General features: G+C 50.4%; 17 protein-coding genes. 6 read left to right on the forward strand and 11 right to left on the reverse strand.

All coding sequences use genetic code 11. The annotated features are described in order from the left end of the window. Positions 1 to 73: 73 nt before the first annotated feature. Positions 74 to 1,300, reverse strand: coding sequence for an FprA family A-type flavoprotein (locus tag FCL47_RS00800; protein WP_136811553.1), 1,227 nt, complete (start codon positions 1,298 to 1,300; stop codon positions 74 to 76). A 120-nt stretch (positions 1,301 to 1,420) separates the two neighbouring features. After that, the gene (locus tag FCL47_RS24280) at positions 1,421 to 1,567 is read right to left on the reverse strand and encodes a hypothetical protein (protein ID WP_153306342.1); all 147 of its coding nucleotides are present in this window, start codon (positions 1,565 to 1,567) and stop codon (positions 1,421 to 1,423) included. Positions 1,568 to 2,097: 530 nt separating this feature from the next. On the opposite strand from FCL47_RS24280, the gene FCL47_RS00805 reads away from it, so the two are divergent. Beyond that, positions 2,098 to 2,769: an outer membrane protein gene (locus FCL47_RS00805; RefSeq protein WP_136811554.1), complete on the forward strand. Its 672-nt coding sequence runs from the start codon at positions 2,098 to 2,100 to the stop codon at positions 2,767 to 2,769. Positions 2,770 to 2,973: 204 nt separating this feature from the next. After that, positions 2,974 to 4,476: an MFS transporter gene (locus FCL47_RS00810; protein ID WP_136811555.1), complete on the forward strand. Its 1,503-nt coding sequence runs from the start codon at positions 2,974 to 2,976 to the stop codon at positions 4,474 to 4,476. 75 nt (positions 4,477 to 4,551) lie between these two features. On the opposite strand, the gene FCL47_RS00815 is transcribed toward FCL47_RS00810, so the two are convergent. Together FCL47_RS00815 and FCL47_RS00820 are read right to left on the reverse strand one after the other, a co-directional pair. Next, positions 4,552 to 5,481 (reverse strand): aldo/keto reductase, encoded by a 930-nt coding sequence (locus tag FCL47_RS00815; RefSeq protein ID WP_205747165.1) that lies wholly within the window; start codon positions 5,479 to 5,481, stop codon positions 4,552 to 4,554. Positions 5,482 to 5,502: 21 nt separating this feature from the next. Beyond that, positions 5,503 to 6,783, reverse strand: coding sequence for an NTP/NDP exchange transporter (locus tag FCL47_RS00820; RefSeq protein WP_136811556.1), 1,281 nt, complete (start codon positions 6,781 to 6,783; stop codon positions 5,503 to 5,505). 499 nt (positions 6,784 to 7,282) lie between these two features. Here FCL47_RS00820 and FCL47_RS00825 point away from each other — a divergent pair, with 499 nt between their 5' ends. Further along, positions 7,283 to 8,164, forward strand: coding sequence for a pseudouridine synthase (locus FCL47_RS00825; RefSeq protein WP_205747166.1), 882 nt, complete (start codon positions 7,283 to 7,285; stop codon positions 8,162 to 8,164). Positions 8,165 to 8,202: 38 nt separating this feature from the next. Here the strand turns inward: FCL47_RS00825 and FCL47_RS00830 are convergent, their stop codons facing one another. The 3 genes from FCL47_RS00830 to FCL47_RS00840 all read right to left on the reverse strand — a co-directional run bounded on the left by FCL47_RS00830 (position 8,203) and on the right by FCL47_RS00840 (position 10,026). Beyond that, positions 8,203 to 8,703, reverse strand: coding sequence for a flavin reductase family protein (locus FCL47_RS00830; protein ID WP_136811557.1), 501 nt, complete (start codon positions 8,701 to 8,703; stop codon positions 8,203 to 8,205). A 91-nt stretch (positions 8,704 to 8,794) separates the two neighbouring features. Beyond that, on the reverse strand, positions 8,795 to 9,169 hold the full coding sequence (locus FCL47_RS00835; RefSeq protein WP_136811558.1) for a hypothetical protein: 375 nt from the start codon (positions 9,167 to 9,169) through the stop codon (positions 8,795 to 8,797). 59 nt (positions 9,170 to 9,228) lie between these two features. Next, complete coding sequence (locus FCL47_RS00840; protein WP_136811559.1) at positions 9,229 to 10,026, reverse strand: 4Fe-4S dicluster domain-containing protein; 798 nt, start codon at positions 10,024 to 10,026, stop codon at positions 9,229 to 9,231. Positions 10,027 to 10,236: 210 nt separating this feature from the next. Here FCL47_RS00840 and FCL47_RS24285 point away from each other — a divergent pair, with 210 nt between their 5' ends. Next, positions 10,237 to 10,380, forward strand: coding sequence for a hypothetical protein (locus FCL47_RS24285; protein ID WP_153306343.1), 144 nt, complete (start codon positions 10,237 to 10,239; stop codon positions 10,378 to 10,380). A gap of 40 nt (positions 10,381 to 10,420) precedes the next feature. Here the strand turns inward: FCL47_RS24285 and FCL47_RS00845 are convergent, their stop codons facing one another. Together FCL47_RS00845 and FCL47_RS00850 are read right to left on the reverse strand one after the other, a co-directional pair. After that, positions 10,421 to 12,703 (reverse strand): cation-translocating P-type ATPase, encoded by a 2,283-nt coding sequence (locus tag FCL47_RS00845; RefSeq protein ID WP_136811560.1) that lies wholly within the window; start codon positions 12,701 to 12,703, stop codon positions 10,421 to 10,423. A 188-nt stretch (positions 12,704 to 12,891) separates the two neighbouring features. Continuing rightward, on the reverse strand, positions 12,892 to 15,417 hold the full coding sequence (locus FCL47_RS00850) for a cache domain-containing protein (protein WP_167496310.1): 2,526 nt from the start codon (positions 15,415 to 15,417) through the stop codon (positions 12,892 to 12,894). Between FCL47_RS00850 and FCL47_RS24505 the strand changes: the two genes are divergently transcribed. Together FCL47_RS24505 and FCL47_RS00855 are read left to right on the forward strand one after the other, a co-directional pair. Next, positions 15,359 to 15,619: a hypothetical protein gene (locus FCL47_RS24505; RefSeq protein ID WP_167496302.1), complete on the forward strand. Its 261-nt coding sequence runs from the start codon at positions 15,359 to 15,361 to the stop codon at positions 15,617 to 15,619. The genes FCL47_RS00850 and FCL47_RS24505 overlap by 59 nt on opposite strands. 339 nt (positions 15,620 to 15,958) lie before the next feature. Then, the gene (locus tag FCL47_RS00855; RefSeq protein ID WP_136811562.1) at positions 15,959 to 16,351 is read left to right on the forward strand and encodes a hypothetical protein; all 393 of its coding nucleotides are present in this window, start codon (positions 15,959 to 15,961) and stop codon (positions 16,349 to 16,351) included. Positions 16,352 to 16,460: 109 nt separating this feature from the next. Here the strand turns inward: FCL47_RS00855 and FCL47_RS00860 are convergent, their stop codons facing one another. Next, on the reverse strand, positions 16,461 to 16,976 hold the full coding sequence (locus FCL47_RS00860; protein WP_136811563.1) for a hypothetical protein: 516 nt from the start codon (positions 16,974 to 16,976) through the stop codon (positions 16,461 to 16,463). 14 nt (positions 16,977 to 16,990) lie between these two features. Next, a complete protein-coding gene (locus FCL47_RS00865) occupies positions 16,991 to 20,113 on the reverse strand; it encodes an efflux RND transporter permease subunit (protein WP_136811564.1) in 3,123 nt (1,040 codons plus the stop codon). Between the last annotated feature and the right edge of the window lie 11 nt (positions 20,114 to 20,124).

Genomic DNA, 20,124 nt, shown 5'->3' on the forward strand with positions numbered 1-20,124 from the left:
GAGAGTGTTGGTCTGATCGAAAGTCACAAAAGAGGGATTGTCAGGTGCTGACTTCCCTCCCGTTGCTCTCCTTCTATTTGGTAAACTCTATCAACGTATCGCAGTAACTTTCCAAAGCCTCCCGGACAGCCTGCTGATCTTCTTCCGTAGGAGCTCCCTGCCATTCATAGTGGCCGAGAATATCCCAGCCGGATTTTTCAGTTTTTGCCTCGAAATCCCTTTGTGCGCCGCCAACCCATCCGTAAGAACCAAAGCGGAACACCTTCTTGTTGGTGACTTTTTTCACCATCATCTCTTCAATGGTATGCGCCATCGGAGGAAACATTTTGTATTCATAGGTGGGCATGCCGAAAATCAAGCCCGCTGATTTCCAGGCACTGGCGAGAATATACCCAATTTCATCTTTCGGGACCTGAAAGATATGCACCGGTATATTCCTTTTCCGCAATACCTCAATCACCATATTCAGAACCTGCTTGGTGTTGCCGTACATGCTGCTCCAGACAACCGTTACTTCCCGTTCCGCCGGCCCTTTGCTGTAGGACGCATAACGCCTGTAATGCTCGATGATAACCGCAGGATTTTCCCGCCAGATGATTCCATGGGACGGACAGATCACCTTTATATCCAGCCCTTGCAGCTTATCCAGCCCCTTTACGACGAAAGCGGAAAAAGTGGCAACAATGTTGGCATAATAGCGCAAGGCTTCGTTCTCGAAAAACTGATGCTTTTCCTGAGAAATCTGGTCGTCGAAAATCGCATGCTCGTCAATACTCCCGTACGATCCGAAAGCATCACAGGAAAACAGAATGCCCCTTTTTCTCTCATAGGTCATCATTGTCTCGGGCCAATGAATATTGGGCGTATCAAAAAATTGCAGCTCATAATCACCAATTTCGAGGACCATGCCATCGGTAATCGCTATGGCTCTTTCCGGGGGTACTGCGGAAAAGGCCTGCAAGAGTGGAATTGCTTTTTTGGTACAATAAATGACCGCCTTGCTGTTCTTGGCGCAAAATTCACGCAGCCATCCGGAATGATCCGGTTCCATATGATTCATGACAATGATATCGATATCTTCTATACCCAGCGCGACCCCCTCCATCTGATGGGTAATCTCCCTGGGAAAATCAAAGATATTCTGGGTCAGATCGATGATGACATTTTTTTCCCCCTTAATCAGATAACCGTTAATGGAAATACCATGGGGAATGGGCCAAATACCTTCGAACAGGTAGGTATTGTCCTCAATATTTGTCGACAGACGATAAATATCATCAATAATTCTATGAATTTTCATTGTTTTGTTGCTCTACTGTCAAAAGTTAATAAATTATTACCCGGCAACTGAACAGTAATCAATCAGCGGATAATGCGACGGGACGATCATTTTAAATTTTGTGTACCACGACAGTTCAGCTCAGATGGTTGAGAGGGATATGAGGTGACCTTTATACGGCTGTTCCGCAACCTGGATGGCTGCGGTCAAGCCCCCCAGGGATGGGTTCATGGCGTCCCGTGAAAAGGTTGCCTCATATCCATACAGTTGAGGTTTAGTCGTAATCATATTGTAAATTTGCAGTTTCCGGTCCGGTTATCATGCCCTGGGCGAGCGATATCGGATCCCTCGGGGAATGCACTTCCCGGTACGACGAAAATCACGAAAATTTTAATCATTTTCTTCGATATGAACAAGCCGGTTTTTCGCCCGAGGGCTTGATCAATTTACTTGAGACACCTAACTAAAAAGGGTAATTTATTGCTAATCGCTCAAAAGGTGATGGCTGAGGCACATTTAACAATCTGATTACCCCTCAAGCTCAGCTTGTCGAAATGGAAGGGTGTGGGCTGTTTGTTTTACGGGTCTCTGCAGCCAAGGATGGCTGCAGCGAAGCCCCCAGGGATGGGTTTACGGCGTCCCGGGAAACGAACAGCCCACACCCTGGTTCAGTAGCTGAACTTGAGGGGTAATCAGATTTAACAATAAGAGAGTATCTTGCCAAAGACTTACGCAGCTGCTGGAGTGTGTTATTGCAGTATTTGCTAACACATCGTGCAGCATCAACGAAAACAATTTTGAAATACAAGGAGGGAAAAATGAAAAAAACCTACCTGGTTATGACAGGATGTCTGATGTTGGCAGCTGCTTCTCCGGCTTTGGCAGCGGATGGATTGTATATGGGATTTGAGGGCGGTGCCAGTTTTCTAAACGATGCTGACTTTGTCGGTACCGGACAAAGCACAGGCTTGTCATACACCACAGAGTACGACACTGGTTATGTTATCGGCGGTTTTCTTGGCTATCAATATCAGTATATGCGGATCGAAGCTGAGCTTGCGTATCGGCAGAATGACCTGGATGACCTGAGCAACGTCACGGTGGCCAATGTCGGGACGGTTCCCAGTTTCGCGGCGGCAGGTATTGGGATCAGCGGAGAGACTAATGCATTCAGTGCAATGGTCAATGGTTATCTGGACATACATAACTCAAGCCCTTTTACCCCCAGCATTATGGCAGGCATTGGGTTCGCCAACGTCGAGCTCAACGATGTGAGCTTTTCTTCCCCCTCTGTGACTTTATCGGCTGTCGATGAAGATGATACAGTGTTCGCCTGGCAAGTAGGTGCCGGCCTGTCCTATGCTTTTAACGAGATGGTCTCTCTAAGCATCGATTACCGCTACTTCGCAACCAGCGATCCTCAATTTGCAGACGTTGATCTGGAATACGACAGCCACAATATCATGGCAAGAGTTCTTTATCATTTCTAAGCAACTAATTTCCCTGATAAAAAAGAGGTGGGTTGCAAAACCCGCCTCTTTTTTTGGCAAACTCTGGCACAGGCCGTTAACTCGTGGTACCACGAAAGTAAACAAGCCGATACGTGGAAAAGGAGCTGCCAATACCGTTCCGCGAGGCTCTCGTAAATATTCCGTTTTGAGATAACTCCGGTCAACAGGACAACGTATAGAGCTATGCAGGAACACACGTCGCAGAAAAGACCCTTTATCATTATCGCTGCGCTGCTGGCACTCTTTCTTGGTGCCTTGGATGCCCTGATCATCAGTGCCGCTATGCCTTCCATCGTCACCGATCTCGGAGGGCTGACCCTGTACAGCTGGGTCTATTCCGCCTATTTTCTTGCCCGCGCAGTTTCCTTGCCGGTATTCGGCAAACTGTCGGATCGCTACTCCACCAGAGGGCTTTTTCTTTTTTCCATTACCGTTTTCCTGCTGGCCTCGCTTGCCGCAGGCGCCGCCCCGTCGATGTTTATTCTCATTGGCGCCAGGATCTTTCAGGGGATCGGCGCCGGAGGAATATTTGCCCTGGTATATATTGTACTCTCGGATATTTCACCCCCGGATGAACGCGGCAAGACCCTGTCGCTGGCCAGCTCAGTCTGGGGCATTTCATCGATTATCGGTCCAACCCTGGGCGGTGTTATCGTCACCTATATCTCCTGGAGGTGGATTTTTTTCATCAATGTGCCGCTGGCGCTCGTTTCTCTTGCAACCATCGGTCGCTGCCTCCAACATCAGGCACGCACTCCGAAAAAAGTCCGGTTGGATATTGCCGGCATTACCTGCCTTTCCGGTTTTATCCTTTGTTTTCTGACAATCTTCATCATCGGCGGAAGGGACTATGGCTGGTTGTCCGGCCAAATACTGGGACTTGGCGCCCTGTCGGCGATTTTTGCCGTGCTTTTTATAATCATTGAAAAACGGGCGGCAGATCCGGTACTCGATCTGCGCTTTTTCGCCCGGCCAGTCTTTGCCCTTGGCAATGGCGCCGCATTTTGCGCCAGCTTTGCAATTTTCTCACTCTTTGCCTATGTTCCGCTCTTTATCGAAGGGGCACTGGCCAAAACACCTCTGCAGGTGGGAGTAACCATGCTCTTTTTGAGCCTTGGCTGGTCAGCCGGCTCTCTTGTTCTCGGTCGATTCGTCGACGGCACTGGCAGCAAGCAGGCCGCCGTACTGGGTGGATTTATACTGGTGATCAGCAGCGCGGCCATGCTGTTTTTTAGCCCGCAGACCTCTCTGGCCGTCTGCTCCCTGGTCTTTTTGCTGGCCGGTCTCGGCATGGGCTTCGTCACCCTGTCGACCCTGTTGCTGGTACAGGCGGATCTTGCCAAGGGCAATCTGGGAGTGGCGACGTCCTTTCACCAGTTTTCCAGAACCCTTGGCGGAACGATTGGGGTGGGGATCTGCGGTGGTGTGGTGACAACCGGCTTGCTGCATAATCTGCAGGAGTCTTCGACCATGATACCATCCACAGTTATGGATGCTTTGCACAAAAGCATGGAGAATCTCTTTCGTGAAGAATTCAGACAGATGCTGAATGAGCAGAGTATCACTCTGCTCGCACTGGCAGTATCGCACGCAATGTCCAGTGTTTTCTGGATTATTCTCGGAGCGACGCTCCTTTGTCTTGTTTGTACAGTGTTGTTGCACAAGCGAGTGTGCACAGGCCGATAAGAGAACGCCTCCACACCAGTCCATGTCCTGAGCATTGCGCTTGATGATGGACCCTGTCAGCCAATGTGGGCTTTGTCAGGTCAACGACTCAAAATACTCAATCATCTTGATGCGTTGTTTGGCCGTTGGCATTTGGCCCCGGCCCGCCTGCATGTTATCCTGCATATGCTTCACCTTGCTGGTCGCCGGAATAGCGCAGGTTACAGCCGGATGCGAGATAACAAATTTCAAAAAGTACTGTCCCCAGCTCTGGCAGTCTATTTCTCCTGCCCATGGCGGCAGCGGCTTTCCCTTTACCGCACGAAACAGACTGCCACGCTTATAGGGACGATTGACAATGACGGCTATGCCTTTTTCCTGGGCAATCGACAGCAAGGATGATTCGACTTCACGATTGCCTATATTGTAGGTAAGTTGAACAAAGTCAAAATCATTCTTTTGCAATATTTGCCTGAGCTCGTCATGATCTCTGCCATGGGAGGTCGTAATACCGTAATAGCGAATCTTGCCCGCAGCTTTCATTTCTTTGAGGGTTTTCAGTTGCGTTTGCCAGTCAACCAGATTGTGGATCTGGATCAGATCAAACCTCGGTATTCCCCATCTTTGCCGGGATATCTCCATCTGCTCGATTCCCCTCTCCCTGCCTTCAATCCAGACCTTCGTCGCGGCAAAAAGATCGGTCTTTCCTTTCACCCCCGGCAGCAACTGCCCGATCACCTCCTCTGCAGATCCATACATCGGTGAAGAATCGATCATTCCACCTCCCATATCAAAGAAAACCTGGGTCACCTCCTGCAATCGTGCAAGCATTTCGGCATTACCCTTCGCATCAAAAGTACCGGAGGTTCCCATACCGATTACCGGAATTTTTTCAGCTGTTTTGGGAATAGCCTTGCGAAGCGGCAGTGTTGCCGCGGTTGAGATATCAGGTAAAATCATTCCTGCAGCCACCATTCCGGCCAGACCTATAAATTGACGTCTGTTTATATATGTCTTTTTTTTCATTTTCTGCACCTCGCCACAGAGCTATTTATTGTCGGCAATTTTTACCTGCTGCCGCCCCAGACCAAAGGCAATAAAGGCCCAGATCAAGGCCAAAGGTACCGCAATCAATGCAACACCGGATATATTCATGCCGAGACTTCGCATTCCAGCATATACCCAGGCGCTTACTGCGTCGCCTGTGCGATAGACAAGGGTATCTATTACATTCTTCGCTTTGTACTTCTCCTCCCGACTCAAGACAACGTAGAGCATTTCCCGCGCGGGCCGCATCACCGCATAATTTCCTGCGCGTCGAATTACCTGTACCACCAGTAAAACGGACAACACCGGAACAATCCCAAGCAGCGCAAAACCTGCAGCCAGCAGCACCGGAACAATTGCCAGGACAACAGCCAGCCCGAACCATTTCACCAACCGGCCTGTAAGAAATATCTGCAGGGCCAGCGTCACCGCATTCACCGCAAAATCAATGGAGGCAAACACCGCAGTGCGTGCTGCTGAATCAACGAATGCATCGCGAATAATCTGCGCCTGCATTAAATAGAGAAAGGTCGAAAGAGTTGTATACAGGATCATCAGCAAACCAATGCCCGCCAGATACGGGGAACGAACAACCTTTGTTATCCCGGCCCAAACGCCACCGCTGATCAGTTGCTCTTTCTGCACAGCTTTCAGCTGCTCTCCTCCCGAATTCCTCGCCTCAGACCACTTTGACAGCCTGGCAATGCACACGACTGCCCAAAACAGAAATAATGCCGACACCAGCAATAAGTTCCTGGCGCCAAGAGACTGGACCAGCAGAGCGGTGATCGCCGGACCGGCCAAAGCCCCGACGGTTCCCCCCGCGGCAATAACGCCGAACAGCCTCTTGGCTTCGGCATTGCTGTAGATATCCGTCATAAAACTCCAGAAAACCGAGACGACGAAAAGGTTGAAGACACTGACCCAGATGAAGAAGGCTCTGGCCATATACGGGGAGGGAGTCTCTTTATCCATCAGGCCATAAAAGGCCAGCAACATGGCAATGAAAGAGAGATAGATATAAGGAAGAAATATCCGACGGGGGAACCGCGAACTTACCCACCCGAAAAGCGGAACAACGGCTGTCATAACCAGAAGCGTTCCGGTAAACAACCATTGCAGGTTTTCCACACCACCGAGAATACCCATTTCATCGCGCATGGGACGGATAATGTAATAGCTGCACAACAGCGCAAAAAAATAACTGAACGACCAGAACAGTGCAGATCCTTCCCCAGGTTCAATATCTATAGATTTTAGAGCTCGTTGAACAATCAGCATTGTGGCTCCACGTTGAGGCGTCGAGTGCAACGGGTTCGCTTGCCAGGATTGCAAAATGCGAGGAAAAATCAGCACAGTCCCAACAATTTACAAGGGCATTTTCGGTAAATGAAATTTTCCGACTCCGGGTAGCCGCACCAGAAAATTCCACGATCTTGACACAACTGAGAAAAAAGATGGTAATGTTTATACAGGAAGCACTCAGGACCAGTCCTCATGGCAAGCCAGGAAACCATGGTCAAGTGCCTGAATGGCAACACGTACTCTTTTTGCCAATGAATTATATTACAATGTGAGACAATAAAGATGGTCTGACGGGCCGTCAACCGCCTAGAAGCAAAGCGTCTCTTTTACGATCTCCACGAAAGATACATTTGCTCAAAGCCGACGTCCCTTCTCGCATCCGGTCGCTTAGAACAGGAACTGCAATACAGGTTTTGCTGCGTCAACTGGAGTCAATCAGTTGCAGACAGGAAAGAATCAGATAAAGGATTGATAAGTGGGCATTCCAGCAGGTGCGTCGATAGTCTCCATGCCGGATACGGGAAAACCGTATCCGACGTTGCTTGCCTTTTTCACCAGGCGTTTCCCAAAAATTCCGCAACAGGTCTGGCGGGAACGGATTATAGCAGGCAAGGTGCTCACCGAAACGGGTGAGCCGGTTACCCTGGATACCGCCTATATGCCTAATAGTCGAATGTTCTATTTCAGGGAGGTGAGAGAGGAACCAACCATTCCCTTTGCAGAAGAGGTGCTTTTTGCCAACGACCACCTGATGGTTGTCTGCAAGCCTCATTTTCTCCCCGTCAGTCCAGGTGGGCCCTATGTTCGTGAAACGCTGCTCAGCAGGTTGAGAGAAAAGACAGGCAACCCTTTTGTCTCCCCCATCAATCGCATCGATCGGGCAACGGCGGGCCTTGTGCTCATATCGGTCAACAAAGCGACCAGAGGGCTCTATCAGCAACTGTTTATGCAAGGGCTGGTGCGAAAAACATATGAGGCGGTGGCAGATTTTCGAGAGGATGCAGGGCAGAGCGAATGGCTGGTGGAAAACCGGATTGAGCAGGGAGAGCCATGGTTTCGGATGCAAACCTGTGCCGGCACTGTCAATGCCCGGTCGCAGATCCGGCTGATCGAGTCAATGGGAACACGGGCCCGTTTTCAGTTGTTTGCTTTAACCGGCAAAAAACACCAGCTGCGCATACATTTAAGCGGGCTCGGTTTTCCCATTGTCAATGACCGCTATTACCCGGACCTGCTGCCGGAGCTTGATGACGACTTTGACCATCCTCTTCAGCTCCTGTCGCGGGAAGTTGCTTTCCGGGACCCGGTTACCGGCAAAGAGATGTCCTTTGCATCGACAAGAGATCTGATCCTTTAACCAGCTTGCTCTTTACGACAAAAACCGGATTCGGGACATCAGGTGATTTCGTAACAGGCCACTATTTCGCCGAAATAGAGCGTGTGATAATCTTTATTGGGATAGAGCTTTTCCAGGGCTGGGTCGAGGAAAGCGTTATCCATTGCCGATTTATAAATGATTTTGCATTCATAGTGGACGCCGGGAATATCAATGATGGGCGATTCGACACATTTCGCCTTTTTTTGCTGCAAATTACATTGTTTAAATTTATCAAAATCTCTGCCCGACTTCGTCCCGCAATAGGCAATGGCCTTGTTGTATTCATCGCCGGCAGGAATGCTGACCGTAAAATTGTCTGTTTTTTCCAGCAAAGCAAAGGTATGCCTTGAATCTCTCACGGCTACCATAAAAACAGGCTTTTGCCATATATATCCGATTGTCGCCCAACCGATTGTCATGGTGTTGACCGCGCTGGCAGCCTTAGCGGTTAGAAAAGCCCCTGTTTTGATCCGTTCCATCAAACTGTCGGCTTGTTTAAGATACCTACTTGCCTGCATAATCGTTTACCTTCTCATTAGAGTTGCAACATGCCTTATGGTTATTTTGCTCCTTAAAAAACAGGGCGTCCCGACAGGTGCGAACAGATCTTTATGAACAGCCACACCCGCAGGAGCCTCCACAGCCACTGCTTGCTTTGGCGATTGACTGCACCACTTCCCGGTTATCGGCATCGATTACGGAGGCAATTTCAACCTTTAAGTGGAGCGCTTTCGGGATGATCTGTAGCCCAAGGGCCTGGTGCAGCGGTAAAAAGAGATGACCGAAAAAATCATGCGCCTCGGAGTCGGCTACGGTACAGCTCACCCTTGCACCTTCTTCCTTATCCTGCAGAACCTGTTCAAACGGACAGAGTCCACTCCCGGCTATACCGTGAATAAAGGAGAAAGACACAGGCTTGCTTCCTGCACCCTCATCTATAATTGAGAGTGTCACTTTTTTTAAAGCTTGAATAGTAGCTGTCAATGGTCTCACCTCAAGTTTGGTATGGTTGTCTTGCCGCGACCCACAAATCTTGGCATCTGTTATAGATATATTCTCGGTTCCTTACGCTCAGCACAGTTTTCATAGAGCCACTGTCTCTTCTGCTTGATAGGATCAGCGGCAATCGTCAAAGCGTCTTCCGGGCAGTTTTTAATGCAGGCGCAGCAGAAAATGCACAGATCCTGGTCTATTGCTATCTGCGAATCGAGGGAAATTGCCCCTGTAGGACAGGCAGGAAGGCATATGCCACACTGGGTGCATTGAGCCTCGACAACTTTGGGGGCAAAGGGTATTGCTCCGACCCCATCTTTATAGGGACGGTTGCCCGGAACGTGTACACCTCGCCCGGTTGTCACATCGTTGATGTCGGCAATTTTTTCGCGGATTTTTGCCCCAAAGGCATTGGCTGCCGCAAGATCGACGGAATCCGGTCGACCTGCCCCAACAGGTGTAGCCGGTCCGGAATACGAATGCTCCCCGATAAATGCGCCGGCAGCCAGGGGGATCAAAGCCGCGTTCTCGGCGATATCTTTTAACTCAAGCAGGGCATCTTCGAACTCTCTGTTCCCATAAATTACCACAATAACCGCCGGACTGCTGTTTCCTTTTATAGCGGCTAGTCTTGTGGCGGCAAGGGGGGCGACCCGACCGGCATATACCGGAACCCCGATAACCGCCAGCTCGTCGGCGGCAATCTGCAGGGTAGAAACCGCGTCAGGATACGTGAGATCAACAGTGTCGGCCGGAATATCGCCAATACCGGAAGCTATGGCGTCGATAACCCTTTTGGAGGTTCTGGTCGGTGAAAAGGAGATGAGCCGGATCTTTTTAATTTTCATACGATTCCTATTGGTTGAGTTATGTCGAAAGGGGAGCTGCAACCTCCGGTTTATTCACGTAAATAAACGCTTGTGTGATATAAGGATACTAATTATACTGGGTAGTGTTCGTGAAGAAAACAATTTCTACTCTCGAAAATCGGGAAGAAATTCTGGCCTCTTTTCAGTGCCCCTTTGAGGGGTATACGTACTTAACAAGGAGAACGGATCATGCCACTTGAAAATAGTACCGCACCGGCACAACCAGCAACTGAAAAGAAAAAAAAGCCCGCCTGGTACGATTGGCTGATCGATATTTTCAAAATGTTACTGGGATACAATTACTTAACCTACGGAACAAAGAAAAAGTTCTAACTCCGGCAAACAGTACTCAGACATCGCACCACCAACAATCTCAAGGCCCCTGCTCATCCGGCTGGTACCACCTGAGTCGCAGGGCATTGCTGACCACCGAAACGGAGCTAAGAGCCATTGCTGCGCCACCAATCATGGGGTTGAGTGTTGGTCCGCCGAAAAGGGCCAGCACTCCCGCCGCCACCGGAATGCCGACAACATTATAGGCAAAGGCCCAGAACAGATTCTGGCGAATGTTGTGCATGGTCGCCCGACTGAGACCGATGGCCCGACCGACCCCGGCCAGATGACCGTTCATCAGAACAATATCCGCTGATTCCACAGCCACATCTATTCCCGTTCCCATGGCGATGCCGACATCGGCTCTGGCCAGGGCAGGCGCATCGTTGATGCCATCCCCGACCATGGCGACGATTTCACCGCTTTTTTGTAATCTGACGATTTCCTCTTCCTTGTTATCCGGCAGGACACCGGCGACAACACGGCTGATTCCGGCCTGAGCAGCCACCGCCTGGGCCGTTTTTTCGTTATCCCCGGTGAGCATCACCACCTTAATGCCCATTTTGCCAAGATCCCGGATAGTTTTCTTTGCTTCGGCCTTCAACGGGTCGGCAATGGCCAGCAGCCCTGCGAGCGTCTTGTTAACCGCCAGGAACAACACCGTCTTGCCCTGATCGGACAGCTCACCCGTCTGTCTTTCAATCTGGTCGCCCAACCCCTTGATTGCATTTTCCCTGAGAAACTGAATATTACCGAACAGCACATCATAACGATTGCCATCCAGCTGCATGGAAGACGTAATGCCGCGGCCGGGGCTTGCCGAAAACGATTCCGGTTCCGGAACGGCACAGCCCTTCTTCCCGGCTTCGGCAATAATCGCCTCGGCAAGGGGATGCTCCGAACGGCTCTCGGCTCCCGCGGCAAGACGCAGCAGCAATGTTGCATCATACCCGTCGAACGCCATAATATCGGTGACCGCGGGTCTGCCAAGGGTGAGTGTCCCGGTCTTGTCAAAAACCACGCAGCTCACCTTCTGGGCAAGTTCCAAGACTTCGCCACTCTTGACCAGCACACCCAGCTGAGCTCCGCGACCGGTGCCGACCATTATGGACGTCGGGGTAGCAAGTCCCATGGCGCAGGGACAGGCAATCACCAGCACGGCAATAAAAATACGCAGGGAAAAACTGAAATCGGCATCGCCAAGGAAAAACCAGCTGAGCCCGGCAAGTGCGGCTATCACTATCACCGTCGGCACAAAATAAAGACTTATACGATCAGCAAGATTGGCAATCGGGGCCTTGGTTCCCTGGGCGTCCTGCACCAGTTTGACAATTCGGGCGAGCATGGTATCCCGTCCGACTTTTTGCGCCTGCATGGTTAACGCGCCATTTTTATTGAGCGTTCCACCAAATATTTTGTCGTCTTTGCGTTTCATGACCGGCATGCTTTCACCGGTGAGCATTGACTCATCCACCGCCGATTCCCCGTCGACGATTGTCCCATCCACGGGTATTCGTTCCCCGGGCCGGATCAAAAGACGGTCATCAACCCTTATTTCCGTCACCGCCACCTGACGCTGACCGTTTTCCTCGAGCAGAGTAGCCGTCTCCGGGGCGAGCTGCAGCAGCTGTTTGATGGCATCAGTTGTTCGGGCCTTGGAGCGGGCCTCGAGATATTTACCTAAGGAGACCAGGGCAATCAGCATGGCTGCCGATTCAAAATAGAGGTCATGGGCCCGGGCAGTCGGATCGAATCCTAAGCCGATCTCCACCAGATTCCAGGTGGAATAGACAAACGCCGCCCCGGTTCCGATGGCAATTAAAGAGTCCATATTCGGTCCGCCGCGCAGGAGAGCCGGGATACCGTTCAGATAAAAATTCCTGCCAAGATATAAAACAGGCAATAGCAGCAAAAACTGGACAACGGCATGGGTAAAAGGAGAATGATTTGGATGTACCGCCTCTGGCAGGGTAATACCGAACATGGTGGCCATCGACAGGCTCATGATAAGCAAGGCCAGTACAAAGGCAGGAATAAGTCGGTTCCGCATGGCCCGCAGGCGCTCATCTGCCTCTTGCGAGGCCCCGGTTGCATCATCGTCCGCGGTGGCGATCTCGGCGGAAAAACCAAGCCCGGCAATCGCTTCCTGTATTGCGGTGCTGGTGATCGCCACCGGATCATAGACAATCTTCGCTTTTTCCGTGGCTAAATTGACCGAACATTCCGTAACTCCTCCCAGGTTTCCGACCACCCGTTCAATGCGTGCGGAACATGCAGCACAATGCATGCCTTTAATATTGGCTTCAAAATTTTCTATTGCCATGATCGAGAGCTTCTTGCTGTGATAATTTAAGAATTTCCTTCAATATTTATGCTGTACAATAAAGGTAATTCTTTGACGAAGGATATCCACTGAAAAATTATAAAATTACGCTGCTGTCCCGCATCAGACAGCCAAGTATTGACTCTGAGTAAAATGGCACTTCGAGAGATGCCATGGCCAGACTTTTTTCATCCTGTCCCTAAATCTAATATTTCCCGTACTTTGTGCGCCAGATCCTGAATCAAGAAAGGTTTTTGCAGAAAATGCAAGCTCTTATCCTGTAAATCCTGATGTGTGATGATGTTGTCCGTATATCCCGACATGAACAGGCATTGCAGATCAGGTTGAACAGCCCTGAGAAGATCGGCGAGATCTCGCCCGTTCATTACCGGCATAACAACGTCTGTCAGCAGCAGTTGAATGCTTTTCGCATGTTGCTCCGCCAGTCTGACCGCGTCCTCAGGTGAATTGGCAGCCAATACCGTGTAACCAAGCTTTTCAAGCATTTCCCTGGCCATTTCCAGCAGGCTCAGCTCATCTTCTACCAGCAGCACTGTTTCACTGCCGCGGGCAAGAACTTCCTCTTTTTTTTGCGCAGGCGAATGTTGCGCATCACCTCGGAATCTTGGAAAATAGAGGCTGAAGGATGTACCATGGCCGACCTCGCTCTTCGTGGTAATAACTCCTCTATTTTGCTGCACAATACCGTAAACAGTAGACAATCCCAGGCCGGTTCCTTTATCAATTTTCTTGGTCGTAAAAAACGGTTCAAAAATATGGGCCAATGTCTCCTGATCAATACCGGAACCATCATCACTTACTGTGAGACAGACATAGTCACCGGGTTGGCAATCAGGAATCATGGCACAGGCGGCTTTATCAAAAGAGGCATTTTTCGTTTCAATGCATATTTTGCCGATGCCTTCAATCGCGTCACGGGCGTTGACACACAGATTGGCCAGAATTTGACAAACCTGATCGGGATCAATTTGAATCGGCCACAGGTTGCTGGCTCGCATCTGTATCAACTCAATATCTTCGCCAATAAGGCGACGCAGCATAGTAAGCATCTCCCCCAGCACTTCGTTGAGATCGATCACTTTAAGCGCGACCGTCTGTTTCCGCGCAAAGGTGAGCAATTGTCGCGTGAGATTCGCGGAATGTTCGGCGGCCTTGCCTATATCAACGAATGTTTTATAGAATGGATCGGACGGTTGAACCTTCAGCAGGGCCAGCTCCGTCTTACCGATTATTACGGAGAGCATATTGTTAAAATCGTGCGCGACCCCACCCGCCAACTGACCAACAGCCTCAAGTTTTTGCGCCTGAATCAATTGTTCCTGAAGCACCTCGCGCTCGTACTCCGCCTTTTTCCGATCGCTGATATCGGTGACCAGGGATTCGATGCGAATTGGCTCGCCCGTGGGGCTGCGAATGAGAGACATATTCATAACGACCGAAATCATGGTTTTATCGCGCCGAAAGAACTGAACCTCCCGTCCCTGGACCTTGCCATATTCAAGAAGAAGCGCAATAATTTGCTGTCGATCTTCCGGAACAACATAGAGCTGCGTATGGATGTCTGTCAGGGCTGCCGCCATCTCTTGAAAAGAGTCATATCCCAGCATTTGCATGATAGCAGGATTGGCATTGAGCACCCGACCATCCAGGGAGGTCTGCACAATACCCAGCAAAGAATTTTCGAAGATACTCCTATAGTTATCCTCACTCTGCCTCAGCCCGCGCATGGTGGTCTGCAGGTTCGCCGTCATGGCATTAAAGGCATCGGACAATGTGCCCAACTCATCATGAGATTGTATCGCCAACGCCTCCATTTCCAGGTTTCCTGCAGATATATCCTCAGCTCGAGTTGCCAGCAGCTGTAGAGGTCTGGTGAGATTTTGGACCGCGAGCAGAATTGCTGTGCCCACTAAAACAATGAACAAACAGGTAAGACCAGCCAGCAGCTTGATCATTTTGATAGCAGGCGCATACAATTCAGCTTCCGGCAAAACGGTGGCAACGGACCATCCGGCAATCGGAACAGGCTGGAAAAAGGCCAACATAATCTGCCCTTTATCGAAATACCGAAACAAGCCCGAAGAACCTGACAGCATCTTCGCACCAAGTGCCTTCATCGAGCTGTTTTCGAGCTTCATAATATTGGACTGCATGATAAAATGTGCCTCAGGATGAAAGATAAAGGTGCCATCCTTCGCCAGGACAAAGCCATAGCCGGTTTGGCCGGCGCGCAGTTCTTCGGCTATCTTTTGAATATACTGCAGAGAAATGCCGGCGCCAATCAAGCCTTGCGGCTGTCCCTGTTCATCAACAATAGGAGATACCATAAATATAGTCGGTATACCGGTCGTTCGAGATATCAACGGAGGCGTTATCTGGGTGGGTCCTCCGGCCATAATAGATTGGAAATATGGTCTGTTGCGGATATCACCGATAAAGATTTCAAAACCATCGCCTTTTGGCTGAATAGTGTGGTATTCGCCATGACGATTTGCCGCATAAATATCCTGGAAAATATCGGGATGTTTGGCATGAAGGATTTTATGCCGGTTAATATTCTGGCTGTCAAGCAAACTGAAATCCCGATTAACCCCTTGCGCCGCAGGAGTGGCAGCAATTGTTTCAGGCTCAATCATGATTGTTGCGAGCCACCTGTTTATGCTTTCAGCACTTTTACCAACGGAAGCCAGCATACTTTTCGATAATGCATCTTCAATAACATTTTCAATATACCAATACGCCCCTAAATTAAGAGAGAGAAACCCCGTCACTACTATAGGCATAACCCATAGTAATAATTTGACTTTGAGCGAGGAAGGTTGGGGAAAAATGCAGCGCTTTGATGTGGACATATGTGGTGAGCAAGGTTTAAGCAGTATCGCTAAACAGGAGTGAGAATATATAAACAGGTTGAATTATGTGCACAGTATAGCATCTAACTCCTTCCTTCAATGCAATCGATATAAATCAGGACATATAATTACAGTGCACAATTAAATAGATGCCTACCAGGGGCACAATCAATTTCATCTATGAATATCCTTTGCAGATACAAGTGGAGCAATAAAATGGCTGCACCACCGCAACAAATCAGCTATCATACCTGACAACGGAAGAAATGACTGCGGACCTCTTCCGTTGCATGCGCACCGTGCTCTTTCGGCGGCGCCTCGACGCTAGATTTCAGGTGACACTTTTGCTTGACACAATCAATAATCGAATAAAAGACCAGACATGAACACCCCTTCTTCAGATAAACAGAATACAGGTAGTCCGGGCGACAACGAGGCCACACCGGATAGAGTGATGCAGGACGTCTTTGAAGACACTGCGCTCAGCACCTATCGCTACGTGCTCATGGCCACTGATACGGAAGTCCCCGGTGAAAGGGTACACCTGGAATCAGAGGAAATTCATCTCGGAGACGTGGTTGAGATTGAAGCAGATAACGGCAAGAAGGATTATTTCAGTGTCGACCATATCAATGTCGATCAACATCATGACGGCGAAGTAACCACCGTTTATCTTATCCGGGCGCGTAACAGTCTGTGGAAGTCACTGCTGCTGCTGGCGATACTGGGAGTAAGCTGGTATATAATTGATTTTATATTAAATAAATTTCTTTAAATTTCTCTTCCTGCAAAGATACGACAAAAAGAAGCAGGAAGAGAAAGCTGCCGTAACAGCCACAAGGGATTCCTCTCATAGATGAGGCTCAGAGCAGATAGCCTGGACTTTACATTGCACCATGCTTGTACCAGAATTTGACGGTGTGCTTTCCGCCCATATCTTTAAAAAGACAGATCACTCCCCATTGCCCATGTTCATCTATGGTAAAATTGGCAGCAAACACCCCGCTGCCAAAATCCTTCAGGTCACCGATCTGCTCTTTGCCAGACGGCGCTATAAGCTTTACTTTACCAACAACCTGAGCAACCGGCTGCCCGTCTTTCATAAATGAAACCATCACATGATGGGTACGTCCTTCCGGATCAGACATATTCATGCTGGCCAGTTCCATGATCTGGAATTCGGCATGGATGCCGTCGACCATTACCGCATGTTTGAAGGTTCCTCCTTCCTGACTTGAACCATGATCCATCTGGCTATGATCCATGCCCCCCATTTTGGGCCGGTCCATCGTTGCCTGGGTTTCATGCTGGGCATGGTCAGAGCTCTTGTTGTCCATCGCCATGGCACTGCCGACCACAAAGACACCACAAAAAACCAACATCATTACTGTTTTTTTCATAACTTTCACCTTTTTCATTTTTTTGACTCCGGTGGCTTTTCGGGCAAGCCGACGCCCTTCCAGAGCCCGTAAATAGCCGGAACCACGACAAGGGTCAATACTGTAGCACTGACCATACCACCAACCATCGGGGTAGCGATTCGCTTCATCACCTCGGACCCGGTACCACTGCTCCACATGATCGGTGCAAGACCGGCTATGATCGCGACAACAGTCATCATCTTCGGTCGTACCCGCAGTGCGGCACCGTGCTCAATGGCCATGTTGAGATGCTCTCTGCAAAAGGAAGCACCGTATTCCTCCCGGTATTTCCGGTACGAAATATCGAGATAGATGAGCATCACCACCCCGGTCTCCGCCGCCACCCCGGCGAGAGCAATAAAGCCGACGGCGACCGCGACGCTCATATTGTAGCCCATGAAATCCATCAGCCACAGCCCTCCGGTCAGGGCAAAAGGCACGGACAGCATAACGATGAGGCTTTCGGTAATATTGTTAAAATTGAGATACAGCAGCAGAAAGATGATAATCAGGGTCGCCGGTACCACGACCTTCAGTTTCTGCTGCGCCCGAATCATATACTCATACTGACCGGACCAGACAATACTGTATCCCGGTGGAAGACTGATTTTTTCCGCCACCGCCTGCTGGGCCCTCTTGACATACCCGCCCACATCGCCCCCGGTTATATCCACATAAACCCAGGCATTCTTTCGGGCGTTTTCGCTTTTAATCGACGGTGCACCCTTATGGATGACAATATCCGCCACCTGGGTAATGGGAATCTGTGCTCCGCTCGGAGTTGGGATAAGGATGCGCCTCAGTTTCTCCGGGGTATCGCGCAGCTCGGACCCGTAGCGCAGGTTGACCGGATACCGGGCCAGACCCTCCACCGTCGAAGTAATATTCAAACCGCCGATAGCGGTCGTGATCACATCCTGCACGTCACCGACCGTCAGGCCGTACCGTGCCGCCTCCTCCCGGTTGATTTTATAATCGAAGAAATTGCCGCCGGTGACCCGCTCGGCATAGACACTGGTGGTACCGGGGACTTCTCTTATTACCGCCTCGACCTTCTCACCGATCTCGGAGAGGGTCTGCAGGTCATCGCCCATCAATTTCAAACCCACCGGCGTTTTGATCCCCGTGGAGAGCATATCTATCCTGGTCTTGATAGGCATGGTCCAGGCGTTGGTCAGTCCGGGAAAATGAATGGCTTTATCCATTTCATCAACCAGCGACTGGATGGTCAAACCTTCTCGCCACTCGGACTTCGGCTTCAAGGTAATGATTGTCTCCAGCATGGAAAGTGGCGCCGGGTCGGTTGCCGTCTCAGCCCGTCCCGCCTTCCCTGTCACATTTTCCACCTCCGGAAAGGACTTGATGATCCTGTCCGTCTGCTGCAGCAATTCTTTGGCCTTGGTGATGGAGATGCCCGGCAGGGTCGTCGGCATGTACAGCAGGTCGCCCTCGTTCAGCGGCGGCATAAATTCAGAGCCCATCCTTTTATAGGGGATCCAGGCCAGAGCCAGGGCCACAACGGCCAAGGCCACCACCAGAAATTTTACTTTCAAGACCAGTTTGATAATCGGGTGATAGATCCAGATGAGAAATCGGTTCACCGGGTTTTTATGTTCCGGCATTATTTTACCGCGGATCATATACCCCATCAGCACCGGTACAAGGGTGATAGCCAGGAATGCTGCGCCCATCATGGAATATGTCTTGGTATAGGCCAGCGGACGAAACATTCTGCCTTCCTGGGCTCCCAGGGTAAAAACCGGCAAAAAAGAGACGGCGATGATCAGCAGCGAGAAAAAAAGCGAAGGCCCGACCTCCACCGAAGCCTCCCGGATGATCTCCCAGTGATCTTTTTTGCCCTTATCCTGTTCCAGATGTTTATGGACATTTTCCACCATGACGATAGCGGCATCGACCATGGCGCCGATGGCAATGGCAATTCCGCCCAGGCTCATGATATTGGCATTGATTCCCTGCCGTTCCATGATCACAAAGGCGACCAGCACCCCGATTGGCAGGGTGATAATGCCGACCAGGGCGCTGCGCAGATGAAAAAGAAAGACGACGCACACCAGGGCGACAATCAGACTTTCTTCCAGCAGGGTTCGTTTCAGATTGTCAATCGCCCGGAGGATAAGCCCGGACCGATCATAGACCGGCCGAATGGAAACACCTTCCGGCAACCCTGATTTAATCTCCGACAGCCGTTTTTTGACTTTGTTGATGACCGCCAGGGCATTTTCGCCATAGCGCATCACAACAATACCGCCGACTGCTTCCCCGGTCCCGTTAAAATCAATCAACCCGCGCCGCAGCTCGGGGCCAATGGTGATCCTCGCTACATTTCTCAGCAACACCGGTGTCCCCTTATCGGAGCTGAGCGGGATATTCTCCAGGTCTGCAATGGAATGGATATAGCCCAGGCCGCGCACCATAAATTCGGTTTCGCCCATCTCCACCAGCCGTCCGCCCACATCGTTATTGGAACGCTGGATGGCCAGGCGCACTTTCTGCAGGGGAATATTATAGGCCAACAGTTTATTGGGATCGACCATCACCTGGTACTGCTTGACAAAGCCGCCTATGGACGCCACCTCGGAGACCCCCGGTACACTGGTCAGTTCATAGCGCAGAAACCAGTCCTGGATCGAGCGCAGCTGCTGGAGATCGTGGCGATCGCTTTCCACCAGGTACTGAAAGACCCAGCCCACTCCGGTGGCATCCGGTCCAAGCGTCGGAGAAACACCCTTAGGCAGCCTGCCGCTAATGGAGTTCAGCGCTTCCAGTACCCGGCTTCTGGCCCAGTACATATCGGTGCCGTCCTCAAAGATGACATAGGTAAAACTCATGCCGAAAAAGGAATAGCCCCGCACCACCTTGGCAAAAGGCACCGCCAGCATGGCGGTGGTCAGGGGGTAGGTAACCTGATCCTCGACGACCTGGGGTGCCTGGCCGGGAAATTCGGTAAAGATAATGACCTGCACATCGGAAAGATCCGGAATCGCATCGAGCGGAGTTTTCAGCATCGCCAGGATGCCTGCGGCTACCACAAAGATAGTCAACATCAGCACCAGAAATTTGTTGCGGATGGAATATTCAATTATTGCCTTAATCATCGAGAGTATCT

Source organism: Desulfopila sp. IMCC35006, assembly GCF_005116645.1.
Classification (GTDB): Bacteria; Desulfobacterota; Desulfobulbia; order Desulfobulbales; family Desulfocapsaceae; genus Desulforhopalus_A.